The sequence below is a fragment of the Colwellia sp. C1TZA3 genome (assembly GCF_007954265.1).
Classification (GTDB): Bacteria; Pseudomonadota; Gammaproteobacteria; order Enterobacterales; family Alteromonadaceae; genus Cognaticolwellia.
Window position 1 is genome coordinate 33,288 of record NZ_VOLS01000024.1, and the last position, 26,758, is coordinate 60,045.

A 26,758-nucleotide genomic window follows, 5' to 3' on the forward strand; every position below is an offset into this window, starting at 1 on the left:
TTGTAGGTCGGACTTCAGTCCGTCAACTGTTTATTGGGCAGTTAACTTGATGGATTAAAATCCAATTTACAAAGGGTCTAGCGCTTTTTATTTCTACCTGTTGACATGACTAATGTTAGAATAAGCGCTTTCCCGCTTTTTTCTTTCTCTAGTGTTAGGTTTTTGTTGTAAATGAAATATATCCCCTCAAGTATTTTTGGCCGTTTTATCGGTAAAAACACCAGCATTACTATCAATGAAATTGGCTTATCTTTTAATCTTGAAAACAGCTTAATTGAAATTAAATGGCAAGATCTTATAGTCCCCCCAATGTTTTGTATGAGTTTTTTTGGGCAAATTGTTACCTTAAAAACGGCTGATAAAAACTATGTTTTTACTATGCTAGCTTATAGTTCAAGGCTTGTGCAGCAGGGCCATTGTCAGCAATTTTGGGTCGCTGCTAACCTGCAACGACTTGAGACATTATTAAGTGCGATAAAAAAAACTACCCATAAGCAATACTTACGACAATCGAGTATTAAACGCGTGCAATTAGCGGTTAATCAAGAATTTCAGCGTTGGTTTCCTTGGATAAATACTAGTAAAGCACAAGCAATGGTGACTGAAAAACTACAATGGCTTACGCATTACCAACACTGGCAAGCGCAGGATATAGCCCATTGTCGTGAACGCTATATCAAGCGACAGCTAGAAGTTCATCAACATTTTTTTGATGATGTTGAGTCTAATCCTTTAACACAGCATCAGCGCCGAGCTTGTATTATCGACAATGATAATAATTTGTTGTTAGCAGGCGCTGGTACTGGCAAAACTAGCGTTATGGTGGGGCGGGCAGGTTATTTACTTAATAGCCAACAAGCGCAGCATAGTGAAATATTATTACTGGCTTATGGCCGTAAAGCTGCTGATGAAATGGATGAGAGAATAAAAGACAAACTTGCTACTACTAAAATAAGCGCGGCAACTTTTCATCGTTTAGGCCTAAATATTATTGCTCAGGTGGAAGGGGGGAAACCTAGCTTGTCGGTATTAGCCACAGATGAAAAAGCTAAGACTACATGGGTCCAACGCTGTTTTGAACGCTTAATTAATCAGCATGCGCAGTATCAATACTTGATCATTGAATATTTTAGTCAGTACTATTACGTTGAGCGAAACGATTTTGATTTTAATAGCTTGGGTGAATACTATCAATATTTAACCGACAACGATATTCGTAGTTTAAAAGGCGATAAAGTTAAAAGTTTTGGTGAGCTCTATATTGCCAATTGGTTATTTAACCACGGTATAGAGTACGAATATGAGGCTAGCTATGCACACAACTTAAAAACCATAGCGCGTAGGCAATATCAACCTGACTTTTTTCTGCCTGAGTTAAATATTTACATTGAATACTACGGCATAGATGAGCAAGGTAATACGGCGCCTTATATTGACAAAACGGCATACCATGAGGCGATAATATGGAAGCGAAATACCCATCAGCATTATCAAACAACTTGTCTTGAATTGAGCTACGCGCAGCATAAACAAGGGCGGTTAATTAGTACTTTAGCCGCGTTTTTTACTCGCCAAGAAATTACTGTTGAATTACTCCCTGATGAAGCGATACTGGCCAGTTTAAAAGAAAGTGGGCGAATAACGGTACTCGCTAGTTTATTTTGTCAGTTAGTTGGGCTTTATAAGGCGGCTGATTTAGACTCTACCTTAGCAGGCACGTTAGACCATAGCGTAAAAGATAACGTTATTGCCAATTCTGCTGATCCACAGCAAACAGCCAAAGCATTAGTGTTACTTAAGCCGATTTTAACCGCTTATGAGGCCCAGTTAAAACAGCGTGTGGAAATTGATTTTGAAGATATGATCAATAAAGCGTTAGGTTATGTTCAAACGGGTCAATTTCAATCGCCGTGGTGTTATATTATGGTGGATGAGTTTCAAGATATATCAGAGCCACGGGCACGATTAGTTAAAGCATTACGTGATAATAATAAAGCTTGTTCAATTTTTGCAGTCGGTGACGACTGGCAAGCTATTTACCGCTTTAGTGGCGCAGACATGAGGTTAACTACAGGTTTTGCTGATTATTTTGGCGCCACCACGCAATCAGTATTAGATAAAACTTTTCGCTTTAATAATAAAATTGGCAAAGTTGCCAGCGATTTCATTAGTAAAAACCCAGCACAAATTGATAAAACCATTAACGCTTTTAAACACGTTCAAGCCCCCGCGGTTTCATTGCTTAAACGAGAGAATGCTGCTTTTAATTCATCAAACAAAAATATGATTGATGAGGTGGCAAATGGCGCTATTGATGATGTTTTATCCGCTATTGCAGCTAAAGTGTCTACGCCAGTGAGTGTTTATTTACTGGCGCGTTTTTGGTTTCAGTTACCCAGTAAAGCTGCGATTAGTCAGCTTAATCATCAATACTCGCTCTTAAATATTGAAGCACAATCTTTTCATGCGGCAAAAGGTAAAGAGGCTGATTACGTAGTTATTATTGGATTGAAGAAGGGCGCACATGGTTTTCCTTCTGAAAAAACAACGCCGGCACTGCTTGATGCACTGCTCGCTAAAAAAGAAGCTTTTGCTTATGCTGAAGAGCGGCGATTATTTTATGTGGCGCTTACTAGAGCTAAAGACAGAGTTTATATTATTGCCGATATGAGCAATGCCAGCTGCTTTGTTAAAGAGCTTATCGACGAACATAGCGATGACCTTGAACTGGATGAATTTGGCAGTGTAGCCAGCCAGCAATTTATTGACGATTTAAACTGTTTGGTGTGTGAAACGGGTAGATTAAAAAAACGCGCTGGCAAGTATGGCGCTTTTTATTCTTGCTCACACTTTCCGCGCTGTGAGCATAAAGAACAATCATGTGTTAACTGTGCAAGCCCCATGACCCGAAAACGCCATCCAGGCTTTAAACTTTGTTTAAATGACTCATGCCAAAGCATAATACCGACTTGTGAAAAATGTAATGCAGAGATGGTGTTACGTGTAAGTAAAAATGGCCAGTTTTGGGGCTGTAGAAACTATAAAGGTAATGATCCCATGAGTTGTAAACATGGTATTGATGGCTCAAAAATAAACTGGCCAAAATTAACTCAGGTTACTGGTTAACTGAGGTTATGCTACAACATTAGCAGTAAGTAATAAAAAATAACAAGGTGATTCTTATAGCTTAAGGTAGTTCATAGCTCGTTAATTAATAAAATGTGTAAGGGGTTTATAGACCAGCACAAACAGGGCGCGTATTATTTAACAATGCCCCTTCTACTTATAAAGTAGTATTAACTGCTAGTCTATTACCCAGTTGAATAAGTGTTCATATCTAAATTACTGTTAAATACGTGCGCTAGTCATCCAATATCAAAGGTATCAAAAAAGTAGCACTCATCATTGAGTAGCCAAGTTATGGGATACTTTCAAGAGATTATTACCTTTTGGAAAGTGGCAATGTATAATGATCTTACCGCGACTCTAGCACTATATACTTCTCTTGCTTGCTCAGGTATATTCTTGTTATCTTCGTTTTTAAATACAGCTTTAAAGACATTGTTTTTTAAACATATTTTTTAGAGATTATCCAAGTGAAAGAAAAAGCTACTTCTTTTGATATCGCCCACCAAGCCGGTGTTTCTCAGTCAACAGTTTCTAGAGCACTACGCAATAGTCCTTTAGTTAATGCAGAAACTCGACAAAAAATTCAGGCTATTGCTAAAGCATTAAATTACAAAGTAGATAAAAATGCCAGCAACTTACGCTCACAGCATTGTGACACTATTGCGTTGTTATTATTTGAAGACCCCACCAATGATAATTCAGCGATCAATCCCTTTTTTCTTTCTATGTTAGGTAGCATAACTAGAGCTTGTGCACACAAAGGTTATGATCTTTTAGTTTCTTTTCAACAAGCGAGTAATGATTGGCACGCAGATTTTGAAGACAGTAATAAAGCTGATGGCCTAATATTATTAGGCTATGGCGATTATGTTGATTATGAAGAAAAGTTAATTAAGTTGAGCGAACAAGGAACACATTTTGTACGCTGGGGTGCAGAAGTAAAAAATTTACCTGTCGTATCTATAGGTTGTGATAACTTTCTGGGCGGCAAAGAAATTACTGAGCACGTGATTAAGCAAGGGCGAAAACACTTTGCTTTTTTAGGTAGTGCTTCTGGCCATGCGCCTGAATTTTTTGATCGCTATAAAGGTCATTGCCAAGCCCTAAAAGATAATAACTTAGTGGTGAATAGTAAAATGCAGTTTAATGCCTTTTACACTGAAGAAGCGGGTTATAAAGCGGCTTGTGAATTGATAAACAGTGGTGAGGAATTCGATGCTATTTGCGCGGCATGTGATTTAATCGCCATTGGTGCTATGCGAGCATTACAAGAGTATAAACTTGCAATTCCAGAGCAAGTTGTTGTGGTGGGCTTTGATGACATTGCTATTGCTAGCCTTACTTTTCCGCCTTTAACAACCGTTAAGCAAGACACGCAATTGGCCGGCGAGTTATTAGTGAATACCTTACTTGAATCCATTCATGGTAAAGAAATTGCAACCACTTTAATAACGCCAGAATTAGTGATTAGGAAATCGTGTGGCTATTAACTATTAGTTATAAAGCTCACCAGTTAATAGCCACAACGCTGGACTTAATTTGCGCTTAAACTGTTAGTTATCATTACAGGTTGTTATTTTATCCTCTGTACCATCTTTGACAAAGTACACAGACAGAGCCGCCAATATCATTGAGACACCTGCCATCATAATAATGTAGACCGCTTGATTATTAAAAACAGCGGTTAATATCCAACCAGCAAAAATACCTGAAACAATTTGAGGTGCAGCAATGGTGAAGTTAAATATTCCCATATAAACGCCGGTTTGTTTTACCGGTAATGAGCCGGCTAAAATAGCGTATGGCATTGCTAAGATTGCCGCCCAAGCAATACCAATACCGACCATAGGTAAGAATAAATCTACTGCGCCTTGCGGCACTTCAATTTGAGTAATACCCAAGTTGACCATGATTAACTCAGGGTTTTGCATCAGTATAATACTTAAATAACCGATACCACCGGCAAGCAACGAAACAGAGTAAGTTAGCTTTCGACCCACTTTACTGGCCACCTTAGCCATACATAACGAGGCTATTGCGGCAAAAAAAGAATAAGCAGCGAAAATGATGCCAACCCAATCTCCTGCACTGCCTTTTGCTTTAGCAATATGTGCAGGTATGGTACCAATAGACTCTAAATAATGAGGGTCAAACCATTTAGCATCAATCCCCCAAATATGCTGAGCAATAGCTGGCATGGTATAAACCCACATAATAAATAATGCAAACCAAGAGAAAAACTGTACTAGGGCTAATTGCTTCATTGTACTTGGCATGGTTTTCATTAAGCCAAAAAATTCAGCTAATTTATCGCTAATAGTTTGCTCTATATCGTTTTGTTCCAGTGGTGCTAAACCATTGGTGCCTGGGGCATATTCTTTGGTTCTAAATACTGTCCACAATACCGAGCCTAGCATCACTGAGGCACCAATATAAAAAGCCCAGATAACGGAAGGGGCAACTGATCCTGCGCTAGCGGTGTTTTCTAGGCCAATAACATTGGTCAGTACGAAAGGAAGTATAGAGCCAAAAACTGCACCAATATTAATTAAAAAAGATTGGATTGAATAGCCAACATTACGCTGCTCAGCGGGCACCATGTCAGAGACTAAAGCGCGGAACGGTTGAAAGGCTAAATTGAAAGACGCGTCCATTAAGGCTAGCATCATGGCGCCAAAAAATAAGGGGGTAATAAAGCTTGCTAAGGTTGCTGAATTCGGCATTAATAGCATGCCAATAGCAGCAGCAAATCCGCCGGCTAAAATGTAGGGGTTACGTCGACCTAAACGATTCCAGGTTTTATCTGATGCTGAGCCAACGATGGGTTGAATAAGCAAGCCCATAATGGGAGCGACTAACCAAAATAACGACAATGAGTGTAAATCAGCCCCTAAGTCTGAAAGTATGCGGCTGGCATTGGCATTTTGTAAAGCAAAGCCAAACTGCACGCCTAAAAAACCAAAACTTACGTTCCATATTTGCCAAAAATTAAGGCGGGGTTTTTGATGAGCTGTAGTGGTGTTTTTATTTATACTTTCATTGATACTTTTATTAGTATCGGCATCAGTTGTGGTCATGTAGCGGACTCTTATAATTAATGATTTTAGCTAGTTTACTCATCTAAATATACTCATAATAACGTTGAACAGCTATCTCTTACATACGTATTCAGCCGTAGAATGAAGACCTACTTTTTGTCTTAACTTTACAATTTAGGTATATTTTACTTAATTCTCTATGCTGAGCGTTAATGCTTGGTGTTGCCAATTAAACTTCACTGTTAGTGTTTTTTCTATTTTATTCCAATAAATCTTAGACTCCGAAGTATTAGGGCCTATTGGCATCGCTTTACCTGCAAGCGTGATGTTTTTGGGGATATCATGCCAGTGATGAATCACTAATGAAATTTGCCTATTTTCTGGCATACTGGGGTAACCTTCACCGGTTTGATTAAAGGAAAATACTAGGTTTTTTTCTCCTGAGTCATACTGGTTTAGGTTATCTCTCTCGGCGCTAAAGTGTAATATTTCATATTGTTTTTTTAATAATGCTTGGAAGCTTTTACCATCATCTTCATACATTTTTCCAGCACTACGCTTAACTGAATCATCGGCGTAATAATGTAGCGTTAGCTGGCTGCTATCGTAATCTTGGGTTGATTGAATATCGTCAATCATCGGAATAAATGCACCTGCGCGAACCAATACAGGCAGTGTGTCTAGGTTAGTGGCTAAAGTAATAGTTTGCTCGCCTTGATACTTTTTATCTGTGAAGTAATCAAACCACACGCCTTTGGGTAAGGGTATTGATACTGACTTTACGCCCGCAGTTACTACTGGCGTGACTAAAAAAGCATCGCCCCAAAAATAACTTGTTGCGTTTTCCATTACGTTAAGACTTAGGTCGGTATTACCTTTAAGCTTTTTCTTAGGCTCATTACTAAGCTCATTATCAAGCGCATATACAGTGGTTTGATCAAGTTCATTACCAAAGAAAAGCGGACGCATTAACGGCATGCCTGTAGTACTATTTTTATATGCTAAAGTGTAATTGTAAGGCAGTAAATTATATCTAAGTTTGATAAATTTTCGTAAGATATCTTGGGTTTCTTTATCATGAAACACTACTTCAGGGGCAATATTATCTTGCGCGTGAGGACGGTAAATAGGTTGAAATACACCGTATTGTAACCAGCGGATATAGAGTTCTTTATTAAAGGTTTCACCACCGGCAAAACCGCCCAAATCTGAATGGGTATAGCCCATGCCTAACACACCCATTTGTAAGCTAAGCTCTACTTGGGGTTTTAATCCACCCCAAGAACGACTGACATCACCAGTCCAGGGGATCATGCCATAGCGTTGTGAACCGGCAAAACCTGAGCGCATCAAAATAAATGGCCGTTCGTTGGGTGCTAAGTTTAGCTGATTTTCAAAAACCATTTTAGCCCACTGATGACCATAAACATTATGAATAGCATTGCCATTTACCACGCTACCGTCGCTTAAGGTATGTAAAGTATCACTAGGGTGAACCTCTGGCTCGCCTAAATCACCCCACCATCCCGTTACGCCTTGCTGATATAGGGTTTTATATATGCCATTGAACCAGTTTTTTCCTTTATCGCTGAACACATCCACTAAGCCGGTATTGCCAAAGTAAAAGTCAAAACGTTTGGCTTTACCGTCTGCGTTTTTTGCTAAAGCTTGATTTTGTTCGGCATCAGCCCATTTTTTCGAACTTGTCAGGACAAACGGCTCGGTGATTAATACGGTGTTCACTCCTTGCGCTTTAATGTCACTGATCATTTTTGTTGGGGTGGGAAAGGCTGTTTTATCCCACGCTAAGTTACCCATGTGGCCTTTAATGTCTTTACCAAACCAGTATAAATCAAGTATTAAGGCATCAAGTGGAAAGTCTAAGTCGATAAATTTATTAACTGTATCTCGTACTTCTTGCTCAGAACGATAACCAAAACGAGAAGCGTAGTTACCTAACGCCCAGCGTGGTGGCATCGGTTGCTTACCGGTAACATCAACATAGTTATTGATAAGTTCAGGGTAAGTGTTACCAGCAAAAACCAGATAAGACATGCGACCTGATACCGCTTCAAATTGCATAATGTTTTGCTCTGATTTTCCTAAATCCATCCAACCTTTTGCTGAGTTATCAAATAGCAAAATGTATTTATTACTCGAGAATACCGCAGGTAAACTGAAATTCATTTGGTTTGATTGGGTTTGATAACCGTAATGTGCACGATTATATAGCGGCATACGATGACCACGCCTGTCCATACCTAATACTCGTTCCCCACCACCCAAGAGCTTTTCGTTTTCACTTAACTTAAAACGAAAGCCTTGTACATTATACTGCTGGTCATTTTCTGCTGCCGTACTTAGAAAAAATCCGGCTTCTTCTGACACTAACAATTTTTCGCCTTGATAATAGCTAATGCTAAAAGGGGATTTATTAATTACCGCGTTAAGTTTTCCAGCAGACAGAATAAGTTGCTGTGGATTTTCGCTGACCGAAAATTTTTGCTTTAAGGCCTGTTCTTTAATGGCAAACGAAGGTAAAAATGCGGCATTATTGCGTTTATTTTTATATTGATAATGTGCTTCAATCGCATAGTCGCTATAGGCACTTAAGGTCAATGGTCCTAGTGTTGTGGTGATCACTAAGCTTTGATCTTTTAGTTGATGGCTTAGGTAGCTATTTTTTTCGCTTGCAATGGTTTGAACCGCAAATAACAGTACAAACAGACAAGTACTTTTTATCAGTAAGAGTGAACGCAAGATAAAGCCCTTTATTGAATCTTTTATGTAATAACAAAGATAATAACCTGACTCAAGCTAACACAGCACTTTGAATACGTATGCAAGGTTGTGTTTAGCTACATTATGTTATCAGCAAAAACGAGGCCAATAGATAAGAATGAGGCTAATAGGCAGCACATGGTTTTATGCCGGGCTTATATTTTCAGCTGGTAAGTTCTAGCTGGTAAGTATTAGCCGATAACACTATGTCGAGCGGGTCGGGTATAAGTTATGGGTAAATACTTCTCCTGCGTGCTACTACATACGTATGCAAAATTAAGGAAAACCCATGCATACGTATGCAAGGGCTATTCCCCACCAAATGAATTGCGTATTCTTAAGCTGTGATGATGAAGAGAGAATTCAAGAGAAAGTAATAACCGTAGTGTTAGTGCCTTAAATGAATTCAAAATACAGCGTGGAGTTTTATAATGAGTGAACAAATGTGGTGGCGTGGTGCAGTAATTTATCAAATTTATCCGCGAAGCTTCTATGATAGTAATCAAGATGGTATCGGTGATTTACCTGGCATAATCAATAAGTTAGATTATATTGCTAGTTTAGGCGTTGATGCTATTTGGATCTCGCCATTTTTTAAATCACCCATGAAAGACTTTGGCTATGATATTAGTGATTATCGTGATGTTGATGCTATTTTTGGTACTTTAGCTGATTTTGACGAATTAATTGCTAAAGCACATGAGCGCAATATTAAGATCATGATAGATCAAGTGTTGAGCCATACATCTGATCAGCATCAATGGTTTATTGATAGCCGTGAAGATCAAAGCAATGATAAATCTGACTGGTATGTTTGGGCTGATGCTAAAGAAGACGGTACCGCGCCTAATAATTGGTTATCTATTTTTGGTGGTACTGGTTGGACATGGGAGCCCCGTCGTCAGCAATATTATTTGCATAACTTTTTATCTAGCCAACCGGATCTTAATTTTCATCACCCAAAAGTGCGAAAAGCGGTACTTGATAATGTTGAATTTTGGTTAAAGCGCGGCGTTGATGGTTTTAGATTAGATGCGATAAATTTCTGTTTTCATGATGCTCAACTGCGTGACAACCCGGCCAAACCAAAAGCACTAAGACAAAGTATCGGCTTTGATGAAAAAAATCCTTATGCTTATCAGTATCATTATTTTAATAACACCCAAGATGAAAACTTAGTTTTTATCGAATCTATTCGAACGTTATTAGATCAATACCCTGGCACCGTCACCTTAGGTGAAATATCCTCAGAAGATTCGCTAAAAACCATGGCAGAATACACCCAAGGTGATCATAGATTACATATGGGCTACAGTTTTGACTTACTCACCGATGAATTTTCTGCTACTTACATTAAGCAAGTTGTACAAACGCTTGAAGAACGCGTGTCTGATGGTTGGCCTTGTTGGGCCATTTCAAATCACGACGTGCAACGGGTGATCAGTCGTTGGGGAAAGAGCCAAAATGCAGCGCAAAATACTGATTTAGCTAAAATGCTATTCGCCATGATTTCCTCTTTACGCGGTAGTGTGTGTAGTTTTCAAGGGGAAGAGCTTGGCTTAACTGAAGCTGACATTGCTTTTGAAGATATTCAAGACCCTTACGGCATTACTTTTTGGCCGCAATTTAAGGGCCGCGATGGTTGTCGTACGCCGCATCCATGGCAACATGATGAAATTAATGCCGGTTTCAGTCAAGCAAAGCCTTGGTTACCTGTGGCGGTTGAACATCAAGAAAAATCGGTGAATTTACAAGACGGTGCAGCGGACTCAGTGCTAAATAGTTATCGTCACTTTACCCAGTGGCGCAAACAACACAGTGCATTGCTTTATGGTGATATTGTTTTTGTTGATTCGCCAGAGCCAATACTTGCTTTTATCCGACAAGATAGCGTTGAAAAACTCTTGGTGTGTTTTAATTTTAGTCATCAACCCCAAGAGTTCTCACTTGATTTATTCAGCGATGAGCACTTAGTGTTAACCGATCATAATTTAACAACGGCTAAGGTTATTAATGACAAAACTGTTGACGGTAAAACTGTTAACATCAAAGCTATTGATAAAAAGATAAACTTACCCGCTTTTGGCTGTTTTTATGCTTCGTTATAACCTGATATAGAGAATATATAATGAGAATATTGTTAAGTCTTTGCCGTTTATTAGCCCTAACCTTGGTGGTAAATGTAGAAGTATATGCTAGCGAAGTAAGTGACGTTTTTACGGCAAAAGCGGTTAAATTGTCGCCTTACCAGCAACGAGACTTTCAGGATGAAATTTTTTACTTTGTCTTACCTGACCGATTTTACAATGGCGATAAAAGTAATGATTTAGGCGCAGCAGCAAACGATACAAAGCGTGCTTTATCACGCGGTGGCTTTGATAAAACCAATAAAGGTATGTATCACGGTGGTGATTTAGCCGGGCTTACAGAAAAATTACCTTACCTTGATAATATGGGCATAACCGCTATTTGGTTAACGCCGGTATTACGTAACCAGGCGGTGCAAAATGGTAGCTCAGGTTATCACGGCTATTGGATTGTAGACTTTAGTGAGATTGACCCACATTTAGGGACGAATGCGGCATTAAAAAACCTTATTGATAAAGCCCACAAGCGCAATATTAAAGTATTTTTCGATATTATTACCAACCACACAGCTGATGTTATTAAATATAAAGAATGTCATAGCAGTGATGGCTTAACTTGGTTGCTTGAAGGTAAAAACTGCCCGTTTAAGTCACTAGCACAACTTGCACAAGGCGATACCTATATACCGTTTATTCCCAAAGGTAGTGAAAACCTTAAAACACCGGCATGGTTAAATAGTGTTGATGTTTATCATAACCAAGGTGACTCTAATTGGGTAGGTGAAAGCGCAATTCGCGGTGACTTTGCTGGTCTTGATGATGTTGATACCAATAGTGAGCAAGTGGTTAAAGGCATGATTGATATTTACAAAGCCATTATTGATGAGTTTAAACCTGACGGCTTTCGTATTGATACGGTAAAACACGTTAATATGGCGTTTTGGCAAAGCTTTTCACCTGCGTTGATAGCGCATGCTAAAACACAGGGTATTGATAACTTCTTTATGTATGGCGAAGTCTATAGCTTTGAGCCTAAGCTTCTAAGCCCTTTTACTGTAGAGGGAAAGCTACAATCCGTTTTAGATTTTGCGCTACAAGGGGCGCTTCAACAAACCTTGGTTGAGCAAAAAGGTACTGATGTGCTCGCTAAGTTATTTGCTCAAGATTATTTATACCAAACGTCGCATCACGATATTGAAAATACTAATGCCAACCAACTGGTTAACTTTACGGGTAATCACGACATGGGGCGCTTTGCTTATGCCTTAAAAGAAAGCCAACATAACTACAGCGAATCAGAGCAAATTCAACGAAATTTATTAGCTCACGCACTATTGTATTTTAGTCGAGGTGTGCCGGTTATTTATTATGGTGATGAGCAAGGCTTTGTTGGCGATGGTGGTGATCAAGCTTCACGCCAAGACATGATGCCATCTAAAGTAGTTAGTTATAATGATGATGATTTATTGGCCACAGATAAAAGCACGGCAGTGGATAATTTCGATATGAGTCATGTTTTTTATCAAACTTTTGCAAAGTACGCACAGCTTTACCAACAATATCCAGCATTGAGATTTGGCCAACAAACAACGCTTTACTCACAAGACAAGCCAGGTGTTTTTGCTATTCAAAGAGTTTACAGCTGGCAAGGGAAAACACAAAAATTAGTCATAGTATTTAATACCGCTAAGCAAGCAAAAAATCTTGATATGATTACTGACAAGAGCGCGATAAAGTTACTTTATAAATCAACATTGTCAACAGCTGTTGACAATGTTGACAGTAATATTGACAGTAATGTTGATGACAACAGCATCATCGAGCCATTGAGCTTTGTTATTTATAACCTGAAGTAAGTCAATATTATACCCGCTCCACTTCAAGGTGCAGGTTTGTGCAAGTCGAGAAAGGGTTAGGTACCAGGCATGAATTGAAGAGAATAGTTATTCTGTTGTCGAAATCCATAACGCCACAGATGACCCTTTATCGACTTGCCCTTAGGGAGCTAAGCTAGAAAACCAGTCCAGCGTGCATACATGGATGTATGTACTTAGGTTTTGTCTGGAACAAAAAACCTGTGCACTACTTGATAAGGTTCCTACATGGATGTAGGACATTAGGGTAACGCAGGAGCAGTTACCGAGAATAACCATTATCTTCGTATCGCGCCTTGATCTGATTTCCTAGCTTAATGCTGAAACTGCATCTTGAAGTGGAACGGGTATATAATAAAATAGTTAACAAAGATGAGGACAGGCTTAAGCTGTTTGCGATAAGCCTTTATCACTCACTTCATTTTCATTAAGCAGATTTATAGTGAGTGTAAAAACTCATTATGACTAGGCATTTTTTCTACTGTGCGGTTAATTAAAGTTTTTAAGTCTTTCATTAAATCATCCAACTGTGCTTTTGATAATGTATCAACTAATGGGTGATGATCTTCTGGCACATTGCCTTGACCTATCATGACTTGTTGCCACGCTATTTCAGTAAATAAATCGTTAGGATGACAAAATACTTTGCCTGTTTTTTTGAATAATTGAATTTTATTTATTAATGATTTAGGTACATCCATGCGCTGACAAGCCCGCCAAAATTCACTATCGCCACGGTTATTGAGTTTGTAATGTAAAATAATGAAATCGCGAATACCTTCAGACTCCGTTTTTGATTGACGATTGAATTCGTTAACTTCTTCAAGGTTAATACCGTGGTGAGGAAAAAATTTAACTAAGCGTGTAGCCGCTGTTTGAATTAAGTGAATATTCGTTGCTTCTAAGGGCTCAAAGAAGCCACTAGATAAACCAATGGCAATAACATTTTTATTCCATTGTTTACGGCGGCGACCGGTTTGAAATGAAATGATTTTTGGATCTGCTAGCGGTTTACCGTCAATATTTTTTAATAATAACGTTTTAGCCTCTTCATCACTCATGTGTTTACTGGAATAAACTAAACCATTTCCCGTTCTATGTTGTAATGGAATACGCCATTGCCAGCCAACTTTATGGGCAGTTGAACGTGTGTAAGGTTCAATAGTATCAGTTTTTTCACAAGGTACTGCTATGGCACGATTACAGGGCAACCAATGAGAATAGTCGTCATAACCAGTACTGAGTGTTTTCTCTATTAAGATAGCCGCTAGCCCGGTACAGTCGATAAATAAATCTCCAGTAATGGTTGTACCATCTTCAAGTGTTAAGTTTTTGATATCGCCTGATTGATGATCTTGCGCTATGTCTGTAATAGTTCCTTCAATACGCTTTACCCCTAAGCTCTCTGCGTGTTTACGTAAAAATTTAGCGTATAAGCCGGCATCAAAGTGATAAGCGTAGGCTAACCCAGGTAAGTTAGTCTTTGGAATGTGGCTAATTGGCACAAACTTACCTTGCTTAGCTGCTTGGTAATTTAAGGAATAATCCCAGAAACTGCTACCATCAATATGGTCACTACCGTTTTGTAATTGTTGATGTTTTTGCCAGAAGTGATGAAAATCACAAAAAGGAAACTTTTTTCCTATGCTGCCAAAAGCATGCATATAGCGTTCACCGTCTTTATGCCAGTGATTAAATTCTATACCCAGTTTTATTGTGCCTTTAGTGACGTTAATAAACTCTTTTTCATCAATACCAATAGCGCGGTTGAAGTTAACTATTGGAGGAATGGTTGCTTCACCAACACCAACAATGCCAATGTCATCTGATTCAACTAAAGTAATATTGAGCGTTTTACCTAGCACTTTTGCTAGTAGTGAAGCTGTCATCCAGCCAGCAGTACCACCGCCAACAATAACAACATTTTTTATCTTACTTTTAGGCATAATATTTCTCAAGTGTGATAGCAGTTTAGGTTAAATAAAAAAGCCCTTGCAAGAGATTATCACAAAGGCTTTATTTTATTGGATTAGACTAAAATTACATTTTGTAGCTAAAGCCTAATAAATAAGAGCTACCGTAGTCTTGGTAATCACGTACTTGTAGTGCATTGTCACCTTGTAATGAGGTGAATGGCTCTTCGGTTAAGTTATAACCTTGTAAAAAGATAGATAAACCTTCTAAGCTTTCAAAACCACCTTCGGCAAAGTCATAACCAATTTGTGCATCAAAGATGGTTTCACCCATAATATCAACTTGTACTGTATTGAAACCTAGGCCGTAAACATCACCCTTAAAGGCGTCACGTTTGCGCATACTGGCACGGGCAGAGAAACCATTTTTGTCATAATAAAAGGTTGTACTGGTAATACTTTCAGATAAACCAGGTAACTCGTAGTCATTATCATTTTGATCTTTCATATCAGATTTAATGCCAGTATAACTAGCAATAAGTCCGAAACCATCAAGGTGTTCTGTTAGCATGTTAAGGGGTAAGGTTGCCGATAACTCATAACCCCAAAGCGTGCCTTCACCACCATTGACTTTACCATTACCAGTACCTGATGTTGTTGCGGGTAACTCGCCTGTCGCTGGGTTTGCTACTCCAGTCATATCCACGGCGTAACTACCATCAAAGATCCAGTTTTGTAAGTCTTTATGGAAAAGTGCTACGGAAAAGTAACCCTCAGCACTGAAGTAATTTTCATAAGATAAATCAAGTCCAATGGCTTCTTTTGGCTCAAGTGAAGGGTTACCACCTGATACACTCCAGTAGTTACCTTCGGCATCGGGTTGTTGATTATATGAGGCGTTAAATGAGGCATTCATTTCATCTAAACGAGCACGAGAAATAGTTTTTGCAGCACCAAAGCGTAACGTTTGAGTATCATCAATTTGCATTGACAAGTTAATACTAGGTAAGAAATGGTTATAATCATGGCTCACGTCAGTAGGTTGAGTAACCACTAAACCATCAACCATATTAAACGCATTACCTTGTGAAGATTGGTCGGTATAAACATAACGAACACCAACGTTACCCGTTAGTGGCATGCCAGCAATTTCAGCAGAAATTTCAGCTTGTACGAAAGCAGACATCACTTTTTCATTGACCGTCCAAGACTTAGTTGCGTGGGTGGCGTTAGTTAAGCTTTCTTGCATGAGGTTATAATAACCATCGTTGATTAAGCCCATGGTGTCATAAGCGATCATATTGCCCATACCAATAAAGTCTAAATTAGCGGTACCTTCACGGTATTCTTCTGGTACAACTTTCATGCCTGGATTATCAAGAGAAAAATCACTTAACGTCATAAAATAACCTTCAGACTGCTTGGTTTTTTCACGTTCGCGATAAGCAACGCCGTAAGTGATTTCAGTGATGAAGTTTGAATCTATCTCTTGGCTAGCGGCAAATTTTAATGACATTAGCTCATCATCAATGCTTGGGGTATTGATAAAGCCATCTTGTAATTGGTTTTCGTACTCAGTACCGGTAACGCCATACTGGTCATTTAATGCGCCACTCCAACCCCAACTTAATGGACCGCCCAGTTGAATTAGGTTGTAATCGCTATAATCTAAGTTGTGAGAGAAGGTAGCACCGGTATTGCCTGAGTTAAAAGTGTAACCTAAGTCATCACCAGCACCTCGACTATCACCACGGCCGGTACCAGAATAACTTTCAACACTGTAAACATCACGTTCAACTTTTGAATAGCTAACATCAAAATCTAAAGTCCAGTTATCACTAGCTATCCAGTTAGTATTAAAACCCAACGACATTAACTCTGCATCACGTTCTTCATAGTCATTACGTACTACAACGCGTTGATCTTGGGTGATGGCACTGGTAACAAAACCTGTTGCAGAGTCAATGACGGCTGTATCAGGAGAGATAGAACCTTGACCCCATGCGAAAGGGACTTCAATACCACGTAAAATTTTGGTATCTAAAAAGTCAACATAAAGTGCATCAAAGGTCATTTTTATGTCATCAGTTGGCGTAGCTTCAATCACTAACATAGCTGAGTCTCGCTCTAAGGTAGAAGAACGAACAAATGGTTTAGCACCACCTAAAATTGAGCCTTCAGAGCCATTTTCATCAGTAAATGTTGGGTAACCCCAAGACTCCCAACGCTTTTCCTGGTTTGGTGATGTCATGGTGGTGTAGGCAAAAGCGACACCTAAGGTATCATCGGCAAATTGATCCATGTAAAAGAACGTGCCTTTTAAACCGTCATCATCACCATCAGGGTTTAATTTATCAAAACTTGTTTTCTCATAAGTACCATTAAATTGAATAACACGGCCGTCTTGGTCTAACGGTTTAATGGTTTGTAAATCGATTACACCGGCAATACCTTCACCTTCAAGGCTAGCATTGGGTGTTTTATAAACTGTAACGCCGCTCATAATTTCAGAGGGGTACAGGTCAAATTCAACGCCACGATTATCACCAATAGATACTTGCTCACGACCATTTAAGGTTGTACCACTTTCATTTTCGCCAAAACCACGAATACTTACTTTACTGGCACGGCCATCAATACGTTGCGCAGCTAGGCCGGGTAAACGAGCAATTGATTCAGCAATTGAAGAATCGGGCAATTTACCTATATCTTCTGCTGAAATGGCTTCAACGACGTTTGATGAATAACGCTTAAGATTGATAGATTCAACAATACTTTTACGAAAGCCACTAACTTGAATGACTTCAATTTCTTGTTCGGCATTTTTTTTTGCTGCTGCAACTTCTTTTGCAGAGACTTGTTCTTCAGCTGCAAACGTTGGTGTACTTAAGGCGATAAGGCCACTTGAAATTAACGCTAACGTCATTTTACTTGGTCTAAAATTTAACATTTAAAGGTTCCCCTGGCTGATGCTTAATTAATTTTTATAAGCCATTTTCCTACTAGCTTAATAATTATATGTTTTATTAGTCTTGTCACGCCATCTTGTTAAATAAAGTTAAAAGGACGATGAATTGTGAACAACTTTAATATAAAGGGGACACTGGCAGATGAATAGCGTATGCATACGTATTCACACGATGTATTCAGCCAAAAAATTGATTGAATACGTATGCATTCACAGTTATTAAAAATAAGTCAGTGCCTATGTTGATGAGAAAATAAATAACGATGTATAGATTACTTTAATTCGATCAAATACGTGCTCAAGACAAACCATTTTATTGTGGCGTCAAAGCAACAGGGAATCCCCTGATTTAATTAACACAACTCTAATACCAATCCCATTAAGTTATTGCTCACTTGTACTAGTTAAAATAGCTCAAGGCTGTGTTGCTCTCACTCCCAATAGCCAGCTATTGCTCAATCGAGCGCCTTACCTTGAGTTGTTTTTCCTGCGCACAACAAGATCACAAACTTAATGGAACTGGTATAAGTAGAAATACTACAGGGTAATATTAAACTGAATACGTATGCAAAATGGTAAAATTAGTTTTTTTATATGCGCTTAACAAGTAAGTTAATAGCAAGGAAAATTTACTAGATTGGTCACAATGAAAAAGCACCACAGAGCACTTTTTATCTACGTATCATGGTTTGCTGCGATGTTGTTAACTGCTTGCAGTGAACAGTCGAAAAAGCAATACTCGTCTTCAGTAGTAGCTGAAAAAAATGCTATTATTATCCATAAGTTAGTTGCCCAAGCGAGTGATAGTTCAGTTCACTGGTTAACACCAAATTTATTGGTTATGCCTAAATCTAACAAGCAGGTGCTTTATCAGTTATTTAATACGGCAAAAGCAGATGTTGCTGGCCTTGATTTATTAGCCGTCAATTTACCTGATTATTTAGCGAATAAATTTCCACACCTTGCTGATTTTAAGGCCTATAAAGTAGCTTTGCTACCCTCGCAAGTTAAAGCATGGTTAAAGCAGCCCTTAGTGATTATTGGGCTGGATCAAAGTAAGCAAACCCAAGATGTGCACTTTGTACAAACGGGCGCGGTGCTAGATGCACTTTATACACAAGGTGAAAATGATGCGAATGAAGAAAATAATTTAGGGGCAACGATCACTGAAAATGGCGTGAGCTTTAAGTTATGGGCGCCGACAGCGCAAAAGGTAAAATTATTACTTTTTAATGACGATTTATCTTCTTCATCAACCGCTAGCCTAACAATGGTTGAAGATACAAAATCTGGTATTTGGTCTGTTGTTGGCGATAGCTCACTCAACGGTGCTTACTATCAATACCAAGTGCGCGTTTATCATCCTCAATCAAAGAAAATAGAAACACTTATCACCACGGACCCATATTCACTAAGCTTGTCTGTTAATAGTCAATATTCACAGGTAGTTGATTTAAATGATGCTACTACGCAACCGCTTAACTGGCAAAGCCAGACGGTGCCTAGGGTTGAAAATGTTGAAGATAATATATTTTACGAAACTCACATTAGAGACTTTAGTGCTGATGATAATGCGCTGTCTAACAATAAATTTCGAGGGAAATACAAAGCGTTTAGTGAGCAAAGCTCTAGTGGGATAACCCATTTAAAGGCACTGAAAAGAGCGGGGTTGAACAATATTCACTTACTGCCTACTTACGATTTGGCCACTATTAATGAAGACGACCGTCAGTCGGTAGATATCAATGATACGGTTGCTCAAGTAAAGGCAAAAGTATGTGATATGGCGCCAACTAGCCATATTTGTACGACTGATTTTTCTGACTTGACTCATTTAAGTGATTTCAGTGCAGAGCAAAGCTTGAAATCACTACTCGCTAATGTTGATGTTAGCAGTGCTCAAGCGCAAAAAATCGTTAGTGAACTACGACAATTTGATAATTTTAACTGGGGTTATGACCCTTTTCATTACACGGTACCCGAGGGGAGTTATGCGCTTAGTCCAAAGGGGAAAAACCGTTTAGTTGAGTTTCGTGAAATGGTGCAAAGTATTCACCGCTTAGGTTTTCGCGTCATTATGGATGTTGTTTATAATCATACTTACCAATTTGGCTTAAAAGAAAAATCGGTGCTTGATAAAATTGTGCCCAATTATTATCACCGGCTTAATATCATCACCGGTGAAGTCGAGCAGTCAACGTGTTACACCTGTGGAAATACTGCGACCGAGCGGGTGATGATGGCAAAGTTAATGTCAGATTCATTGGTGACTTGGGCGCGTGATTATAAAATAGATGGTTTTCGTTTTGACTTAATGGGCCATCAAACCAAAAGTGCCATGCTTGCAGCGCGCGAAGCGGTGCGAGCAGTGGACGCAGATACTTATTTTTATGGCGAAGGTTGGAACTTTGGTGAGGTCGCGAATAACAGTCGCTTCATTCAAGCGAGTCAACTAGAACTAGGTGGTAGTGAAATTGGTACTTATAGCGACAGATTACGTGATGCAGTGCGTGGTGGAGGCAATAATACCCGTGATTCACAAGGGCTAGGTAATGGTTTACTAATGCAGCCGAACGAACGTCAGGGACAAAGCCTATCATCACAAAAAAATAATTTTCAAGCATACCATCTGCGTATGGATCAGTTACGTATTGGTTTAACCGGTAATTTATCAAGTTTTCCACTTTATCTTGTTAAGGGTAAACCGATACTAGGCGAAGATATTCCTTATGGCGATCAGCCAACAGGTTACGCCTTAGACCCGGCTGATACTATTAATTATGTGTCAAAGCACGACAATCAAACATTGTGGGATAACAGCCAATACCGTTTGCCTTTTGATGTTTCAACCGCTGATCGCGTTAGAATGCATTTACAAAGCTTGTCGTTTGTTCTCTATTCTCAAGGCATTCCATTTTTGCATATGGGCAGTGAATTTATGCGCTCAAAATCTTTTCTAAGAGACAGTTATGACTATGGCGATTGGTTTAATCGTGTTGATTTTTCTAAGCGTAAAAATTACTACGATGTTGGTTTGCCGCCCAGTGATAAAGACCAAGAGAACTGGCCGTTAATTAACGAAGTACGTAAAGGTCATCAAGGGCGAGATCATGTTAGTGCTCAAGACATTGAGTTTAGTGCTGAGATATTTAAAGAGATGATCGCTTTGCGCATGAGCTCGCCATTATTTAGATTAACAACCGCTGATGACATTATAACCAAGGTGAGTTTTCTTAACTTAAGTCAGCATTCGGTGGCTAATCAACCGTTGGGTTTGTTGGTGATGAAAATAGATGACACGCTTGGTCAAAGCGTTGATGAAAATGTTAAAAGTTTACTGGTGATGTTTAATACCAGTACTAAAGCACAAACATTCGCTTACCCTCAAGCTAACGATTATCAACTTCATCCCATCCAAAAAAATAGTGCGGATAACGCGATAAAGCACAGTAAAGTGGATGTAAAAGGCTTTACAGTACCGCCATTATCAAGTGCGGTGTTTGTTAAGTACTAATGGCTGGTCATAGGGGGGAAGTTACTTACTGAACCTATCGTTGGTAAGTACTTTTTTTTGCTGAGGGTTGATTATTGTTTTCTCTGCATATCAGCCGCAATACCCAAATGATTGCAAGCTTTATATTAATCTCAATAGCTATTTTTAGCCCCGCTAATAGGAGCCTTAGCAATAAATAAGCTTATGTTCTGGTATGGCATGCGATTAAAATAGCTTTTAAAGTGTTAGTAATACCAGTTCCATTAAGTTTGTGATCTTGTTGTGCGCAGGAAAAATAACTCAAGGTAAGGCGCTCGATTGAGCAATAGCTGGCTATTGGGAGTGAGAGCAACACAGCATTGAGCTATTTTAACGAGTACAAGTGAGCAATAACTTAATGGGATTGGTATAATATGTAGTGTAAAACCATGGTCACGTGCTAGTAGCGCCTTATTTTTGCAATGGAATGTGAGCAAAGTTTTTAGCACTTAATTGCTTCAAAAATCAAGCTTAGATTTAGATAATCAAGCTGTGAGTAATGTTATTTTAGTAACTCTTGATTAACTGCTCATAATATTAGTGTTTAATCGCTATAGGCCTCTTCGTTTATATCTTAAAAAATGTGCCATAAAAAAAGCTATTTCTAGATCTGGTCAGCGATGAATACTCAGGTCAGTATTTGGCCATACGGTTTTTTATTTTATATCCTTATAGCTTCTGTCCTCCTAACTGTTAGTCATTAAGTCCCTAATTTTTTGTCAAAACACACTATCCCCCGATTTTTTATCAAAACACACTAAGAGTATAGTGATACCAAGTTGATTAATTACCTGCTCATTTTTAATGGTTAAAATGAATAACTACAGCGTTATAAAATTTATAAGTAGAATAACTACTGACTAAATTTTATGCCTTGTATTTATCCCTTTTTCCTCATGAAAAAGGTGATCACTTAATTAATCAAATTGGTATTATTTATGATTATGACTGAAGACAAACTTAACCAGTGATTTAACCAGTAAACTAAGTAAAAATAGCCAGTAGATTTATTACTTATTCAATCCATTGTTGCACTACAATGGTGCGTGTGCATTAAGAGTAAGCATCAAGTAAAAGCTTAATGAATAGACTTATTGTTATTTTACTTTTAACTTATTGAATTAAATTAATTATTTGTATCGCTTAGTACATCACTCAGTGTATTGCTTTTATTTCTTTAGTGGTCTGTAATGTGCATATAATTTATCAGATGAATTTTTAATTGCTGATATAAATATTCAGATTGATTTAAGGGCTTAAATGGACTCTATACTTGTTATTATTGCTGTATCGTTAGCGCTTGCCAGTGTTATAAATATTGTATTAACCAAATTCTCTATTTCGCATATTATTGGTTATATTATTACTGGCACTATCGTGAGTAATTTTTTTGATTTTAATGGCAGCACTACGCCGCATTCTCTCGAGCTGATTGGAGAATTTGGTATTGTTTTTCTCATGTTTACTATCGGTTTGGAAATGTCTTTTTCTAAGCTGGGTAAAATGAAAGAACTGATATTTTTTAATGGTTTTATCCAGGTTGCTTTCAGCTCTGTGGTTATTTTTATCGTGGCATTTTATGGCTTTAATGTTGAACCTATATCGTCATTAATTATTGCACTTTCATTTAGCTTATCCTCAACAGCCATCGTATTACCTTATCTGAAAAAATCAAAAGATATTGTTACCCCTTACGGTAAAAAGTCAGTTGCTATTCTAGTTTTTCAAGACTTGGCGGTGATCCCTATTTTATTATTAATGGGCTTCTTATCCAATAATGAATTATCGCTGGCTGATATTTTATTAAAAACATTGTTGTATGCCAGCGTGATTATTATTTTCATGTTTACTATTGGCAAAAAAATCATTACTTGGTTACTACATTTTTCAGCAAATGCGCGCATGGAAGAGCTGTTTTTAAGTTCGGTATTTACCATCGTTTTGGGCACCTCACTTATTGCTCATGAAATGGGTTTTACCTATTCTTTAGGCGCATTTATTGCGGGTATGATCATTGCAGAAACTAAATTCCACATAAAAGTAGAGTCAGATATATCCTCATATAAAGACTTATTACTAGGGGCGTTTTTCTTTTCTATCGGTACAAAAATCGATGTTTTATTTTTTATTAGTAACTTACATTGGGTGCTGGGTATATTGGCGTTAGTGATGATAATAAAAGCCATTATCGTTTATTTTCTAATGAGAGCAAAAGCAAATAAAAGTGAATCGATAAAATCGGCTATTGCCTTGTGTCAAGTGGGAGAGTTTTCTTTTGCGATTTTTGCCCTGGCGATAAGTCAAAATATTCTCACAGCAAACCTAGGCAGCTTCCTGATACTGATCACCGTATTATCGATGATATTAACGCCTTTTATGGTCAGTAATATTTATAAGTTAGCCGCCATTTTTGTCGTTGAATTTTTTGAAGCTGATAAAATAACAAGAGTAGACGTTAGCAACCATACTATTGTTTGTGGCTTTGCTATTTTAGGCCGAATTGTTGCGAAAGAACTGAGCCATAAAGGCGTTAATTTTTTAATTATTTCCGATAACTTACAACACGTATTACTGGCAAGAAAACGCGGTTATAACGCTTATTTTGGTCACTTAGACAAACAACCGGTATTAGAGTCATTAAAAGTTGAACAAAGCAGTAGTGTTATTATTACGGTTAATACTTTAAAAAATAAACAAATTATTTGTGAAGCTGTACTTGATTACTATGCTAATGCCAACTTAATAGTGAAAGTTAACACCCTAGAAGAAAAAAGTGCATTGGCAGGTATTAACATTAACTCGTTTGTTTATGCGCAACATGAAATCGCGGCACTATTAGTGAAACAAAGTATGCCAGCAATTAAAGCGGGAGATTAATATTAATCGCCAGGTGTAACAGGGACGTTATTGCTGTAAATTAGCCACCTGCTTACTCTTTTATACGAAGACATCATGACAAAAATTCGCTTAACTCAATACTCACACGGCGCAGGCTGTGGCTGCAAAATTTCACCATCGGTACTTGACGTGATGCTAAAGTCATCACTGACTTTGCCGGTGAATAACGCACTTTTAGTGGGTAATAGCACCAAAGATGATGCCGCTGTTTTCGATATTGGCAATGACCAAGCTGTGATCTCCACTACCGACTTTTTTATGCCTATTGTCGATGATCCGACTGACTTTGGTAAAATTTCTGCCTGTAACGCCATCAGTGATGTTTATGCCATGGGCGGAAAACCATTGATGGCAATAGCTATTTTAGGCTGGCCAGTCAATCTTTTAGCACCAGAAGTCGCCCAACAAGTACTTGATGGCGCTAGAGCTATTTGTGCTGAAGCCGGTATTCCGTTAGCGGGTGGTCATTCAATTGATGCGCCAGAGCCCATTTTTGGCTTAGCGGTTACCGGCCTGATTAATAACGCACAGATTAAGCGCAATAATACCGCCGAGGTCGGTGACCTTTTATATTTAACTAAGCCGTTAGGCATTGGTATTTTAACTACCGCTGAAAAACAAGGTAAATTATTAGCTGAGCATGCGCACATAGCGCCACAAGTAATGAAAACCTTAAACACTATTGGGCAAAAATTCGCTGCACTCGATACAGTAACTGCTATGACGGATGTCACTGGCTTTGCACTGTTAGGGCATCTTTTGGAAATGTGTCAAGGCAGTGCTGTCTCGGCTGTGATTGACTTTGAGCAAGTACCTTGTCTTGATTTTGTTCATGACTACATAGATCAAGGCTGTGTACCTGGTGGCTGTGAGCGAAACTTTACCAGTTATGGTGAACATGTTGGGCCGTTAAGCCCAAAACAGAAAATATTGTTGTGCGATCCTCAAACCAGTGGCGGTTTACTCGTTGCGGTTAAGCCAGCAGGCAAGCAAGCTTTTGAAGCCTTATGTCAAGAAAATGGTCTGGACCTTCAACCTATTGGCGAAGTGGTGGCAGCCACTTCACCGACGGTAAGCTTATTGTAATGGCCATAAACAGTTCAGCAACAGCGCGCGCCGATAGCGCTGATTTTCGCGCTATTATTGCTAATAAATTGCCCTTAATGGATGTACGCGCAGCAATTGAATTTGACAAGGGCGGCTTTAATCAGTCGATTAATCACCCACTAATGAATAATGATGAGCGAGCTGAAGTCGGTCTTTGTTATAAAAACAAAGGCCAGGCGGCGGCTATTACCTTAGGTAATGCGCTAGTTTCGGGGCAGACTAAAGTAAGCCGACTGGTACAGTGGCAAAACTTTGTCCAGGAAAACCCACAAGGTTATTTATATTGCTTTCGTGGCGGTTTACGTTCACAAACCGTGCAGCGCTGGTTAAAGGAATCAGGTATTAACTATCCACTGATCACCGGTGGTTATAAAGCGCTGCGTCAGTTTTTACTGAATGAATTGGAGCAACTTGCGTTACATCCCTTAACGATTTTAGCGGGTAATACCGGCAGTGGGAAAACACCTTTTCTGGCCCATTGTGCTAACAGTTTAGATTTAGAAGGCGCTGCGGGTCATCGAGGCTCAAGTTTTGGCGGCTTTGTTACCGCGCAATCCAATCAAATAAATTTTGAAAATAAACTGGCTGAGCAATACGTCAGAGGTAACTTCTCTTTAGCGCAAAACTTAGTCCTGGAAGATGAAGGCCGATTAATTGGTAGCGTGCATTTACCTGAAAGCTTACGCCAAGCGATGACATTAGCGCCAGTGGTGGTGATTGAAGAAAGTTTAGATTACCGACTTGAGCAAATATATCAAGAATATATCATCAAAATGACCGCGCAATACCAACACACTTATGGTGAAGAGCAAGGTTTTATCGCCTTTAGCGAGTACTTAGCCCAAGGTTTATTCAAAGTACGAAAACGCCTAGGTACAGAACGTTATGGCCAATTAAAGCAAATACAGAGTATGGCCTTAACTCAGCAGCAAGAGGGTAAACTAGAGTATCATTTGGATTGGTTAAAACCCTTGCTTAGTGAGTATTATGATCCTATGTATCAATACCAGCTAGGATTAAAAGCTGAGCGAGTTATTTTCCGTGGTAATAACGCGCAATGTTTAGCTTTTATACACGATACATAAAACTTAATCTGACCTAATTAAAACAAATTTTATTTTGATTAGGTCTTTAAACTCTACTTTGCTCTGCCTGAGTCGTTGTTCAGATAAATGTTGTTGGCGAATTTAGTAGCCATGCTGAGATGAAAAAAAATGCCTTGAATTGGATATAATCAATTCAAGGCATTTATTATCCAGCTAATCGTTAATAGACCATTAGCTGCTTAATTAATAAAATTGGTATAATACCAATCCCATTAAGTTATTGCTCACTTGTACTAGTTAAAATAGCTCAATGCTGTGTTGCTCTCAATCCCAATAGCCAGCTATTGCTCAATCGAGCGCCTTACCTTGAGTTATTTTTCCTGCG

The 26,758-nt window shown here is 38.7% G+C and carries 12 protein-coding genes; 8 read left to right on the forward strand and 4 right to left on the reverse strand.

Annotation, left to right across the window (positions count from 1 at the left end; genetic code table 11):
* The first annotated feature begins 171 nt into the window (after positions 1-171).
* Both ESZ39_RS08970 and ESZ39_RS08975 read left to right on the forward strand, forming a co-directional pair.
* Positions 172-3,126, forward strand: coding sequence for a UvrD-helicase domain-containing protein (locus tag ESZ39_RS08970; protein WP_146879576.1), 2,955 nt, complete (start codon positions 172-174; stop codon positions 3,124-3,126).
* Between the two features lie 470 nt (positions 3,127-3,596).
* Positions 3,597-4,619: a LacI family DNA-binding transcriptional regulator gene (locus ESZ39_RS08975; protein WP_146879577.1), complete on the forward strand. Its 1,023-nt coding sequence runs from the start codon at positions 3,597-3,599 to the stop codon at positions 4,617-4,619.
* Between the two features lie 63 nt (positions 4,620-4,682).
* Here the strand turns inward: ESZ39_RS08975 and ESZ39_RS08980 are convergent, their stop codons facing one another.
* Together ESZ39_RS08980 and ESZ39_RS08985 are read right to left on the reverse strand one after the other, a co-directional pair.
* On the reverse strand, positions 4,683-6,206 hold the full coding sequence (locus tag ESZ39_RS08980) for an MFS transporter (protein WP_146879578.1): 1,524 nt from the start codon (positions 6,204-6,206) through the stop codon (positions 4,683-4,685).
* A gap of 150 nt (positions 6,207-6,356) precedes the next feature.
* A complete protein-coding gene (locus ESZ39_RS08985) occupies positions 6,357-8,927 on the reverse strand; it encodes a TIM-barrel domain-containing protein (RefSeq protein WP_223270308.1) in 2,571 nt (856 codons plus the stop codon).
* 452 nt (positions 8,928-9,379) lie between these two features.
* On the opposite strand from ESZ39_RS08985, the gene ESZ39_RS08990 reads away from it, so the two are divergent.
* Both ESZ39_RS08990 and ESZ39_RS08995 read left to right on the forward strand, forming a co-directional pair.
* The gene (locus ESZ39_RS08990; protein ID WP_146879580.1) at positions 9,380-11,056 is read left to right on the forward strand and encodes an alpha-glucosidase family protein; all 1,677 of its coding nucleotides are present in this window, start codon (positions 9,380-9,382) and stop codon (positions 11,054-11,056) included.
* A 20-nt stretch (positions 11,057-11,076) separates the two neighbouring features.
* Positions 11,077-12,891, forward strand: coding sequence for an alpha-amylase family glycosyl hydrolase (locus ESZ39_RS08995; RefSeq protein ID WP_146879581.1), 1,815 nt, complete (start codon positions 11,077-11,079; stop codon positions 12,889-12,891).
* Positions 12,892-13,346: 455 nt separating this feature from the next.
* On the opposite strand, the gene ESZ39_RS09000 is transcribed toward ESZ39_RS08995, so the two are convergent.
* Together ESZ39_RS09000 and ESZ39_RS09005 are read right to left on the reverse strand one after the other, a co-directional pair.
* On the reverse strand, positions 13,347-14,855 hold the full coding sequence (locus ESZ39_RS09000) for a tryptophan halogenase family protein (protein ID WP_146879582.1): 1,509 nt from the start codon (positions 14,853-14,855) through the stop codon (positions 13,347-13,349).
* A gap of 94 nt (positions 14,856-14,949) precedes the next feature.
* On the reverse strand, positions 14,950-17,772 hold the full coding sequence (locus ESZ39_RS09005) for a TonB-dependent receptor (protein WP_146879583.1): 2,823 nt from the start codon (positions 17,770-17,772) through the stop codon (positions 14,950-14,952).
* Between the two features lie 664 nt (positions 17,773-18,436).
* On the opposite strand from ESZ39_RS09005, the gene pulA reads away from it, so the two are divergent.
* From pulA to mnmH, 4 genes are all read left to right on the forward strand, one after another.
* Positions 18,437-21,304 (forward strand): pullulanase-type alpha-1,6-glucosidase, encoded by a 2,868-nt coding sequence (gene pulA / locus ESZ39_RS09010; protein WP_146879584.1) that lies wholly within the window; start codon positions 18,437-18,439, stop codon positions 21,302-21,304.
* Positions 21,305-22,582: 1,278 nt separating this feature from the next.
* On the forward strand, positions 22,583-24,199 hold the full coding sequence (locus tag ESZ39_RS09015; protein ID WP_146879585.1) for a cation:proton antiporter: 1,617 nt from the start codon (positions 22,583-22,585) through the stop codon (positions 24,197-24,199).
* Between the two features lie 72 nt (positions 24,200-24,271).
* Positions 24,272-25,306 (forward strand): selenide, water dikinase SelD, encoded by a 1,035-nt coding sequence (gene selD / locus ESZ39_RS09020; RefSeq protein WP_146879586.1) that lies wholly within the window; start codon positions 24,272-24,274, stop codon positions 25,304-25,306.
* Positions 25,228-26,412 (forward strand): tRNA 2-selenouridine(34) synthase MnmH, encoded by a 1,185-nt coding sequence (mnmH, locus tag ESZ39_RS09025; RefSeq protein WP_223270309.1) that lies wholly within the window; start codon positions 25,228-25,230, stop codon positions 26,410-26,412. The genes selD and mnmH overlap by 79 nt, the downstream gene beginning before the upstream one ends.
* The last annotated feature ends 346 nt before the right edge of the window (positions 26,413-26,758 follow it).

Coding starts and splice junctions, on each gene's coding strand:
- mnmH (WP_223270309.1), top strand. CDS start 25,228: ATGTCAAGAAAATGGTCTGGACCTTCAACCTATTGGCGAAGTGGTGGC.
- ESZ39_RS09005 (WP_146879583.1), bottom strand. CDS start 17,772: ATGTTAAATTTTAGACCAAGTAAAATGACGTTAGCGTTAATTTCAAGT.
- pulA (WP_146879584.1), top strand. CDS start 18,437: ATGAAAAAGCACCACAGAGCACTTTTTATCTACGTATCATGGTTTGCT.
- ESZ39_RS08995 (WP_146879581.1), top strand. CDS start 11,077: ATGAGAATATTGTTAAGTCTTTGCCGTTTATTAGCCCTAACCTTGGTG.
- ESZ39_RS08990 (WP_146879580.1), top strand. CDS start 9,380: ATGAGTGAACAAATGTGGTGGCGTGGTGCAGTAATTTATCAAATTTAT.
- ESZ39_RS08980 (WP_146879578.1), bottom strand. CDS start 6,206: ATGACCACAACTGATGCCGATACTAATAAAAGTATCAATGAAAGTATA.
- ESZ39_RS09015 (WP_146879585.1), top strand. CDS start 22,583: ATGGACTCTATACTTGTTATTATTGCTGTATCGTTAGCGCTTGCCAGT.
- ESZ39_RS09000 (WP_146879582.1), bottom strand. CDS start 14,855: ATGCCTAAAAGTAAGATAAAAAATGTTGTTATTGTTGGCGGTGGTACT.
- ESZ39_RS08970 (WP_146879576.1), top strand. CDS start 172: ATGAAATATATCCCCTCAAGTATTTTTGGCCGTTTTATCGGTAAAAAC.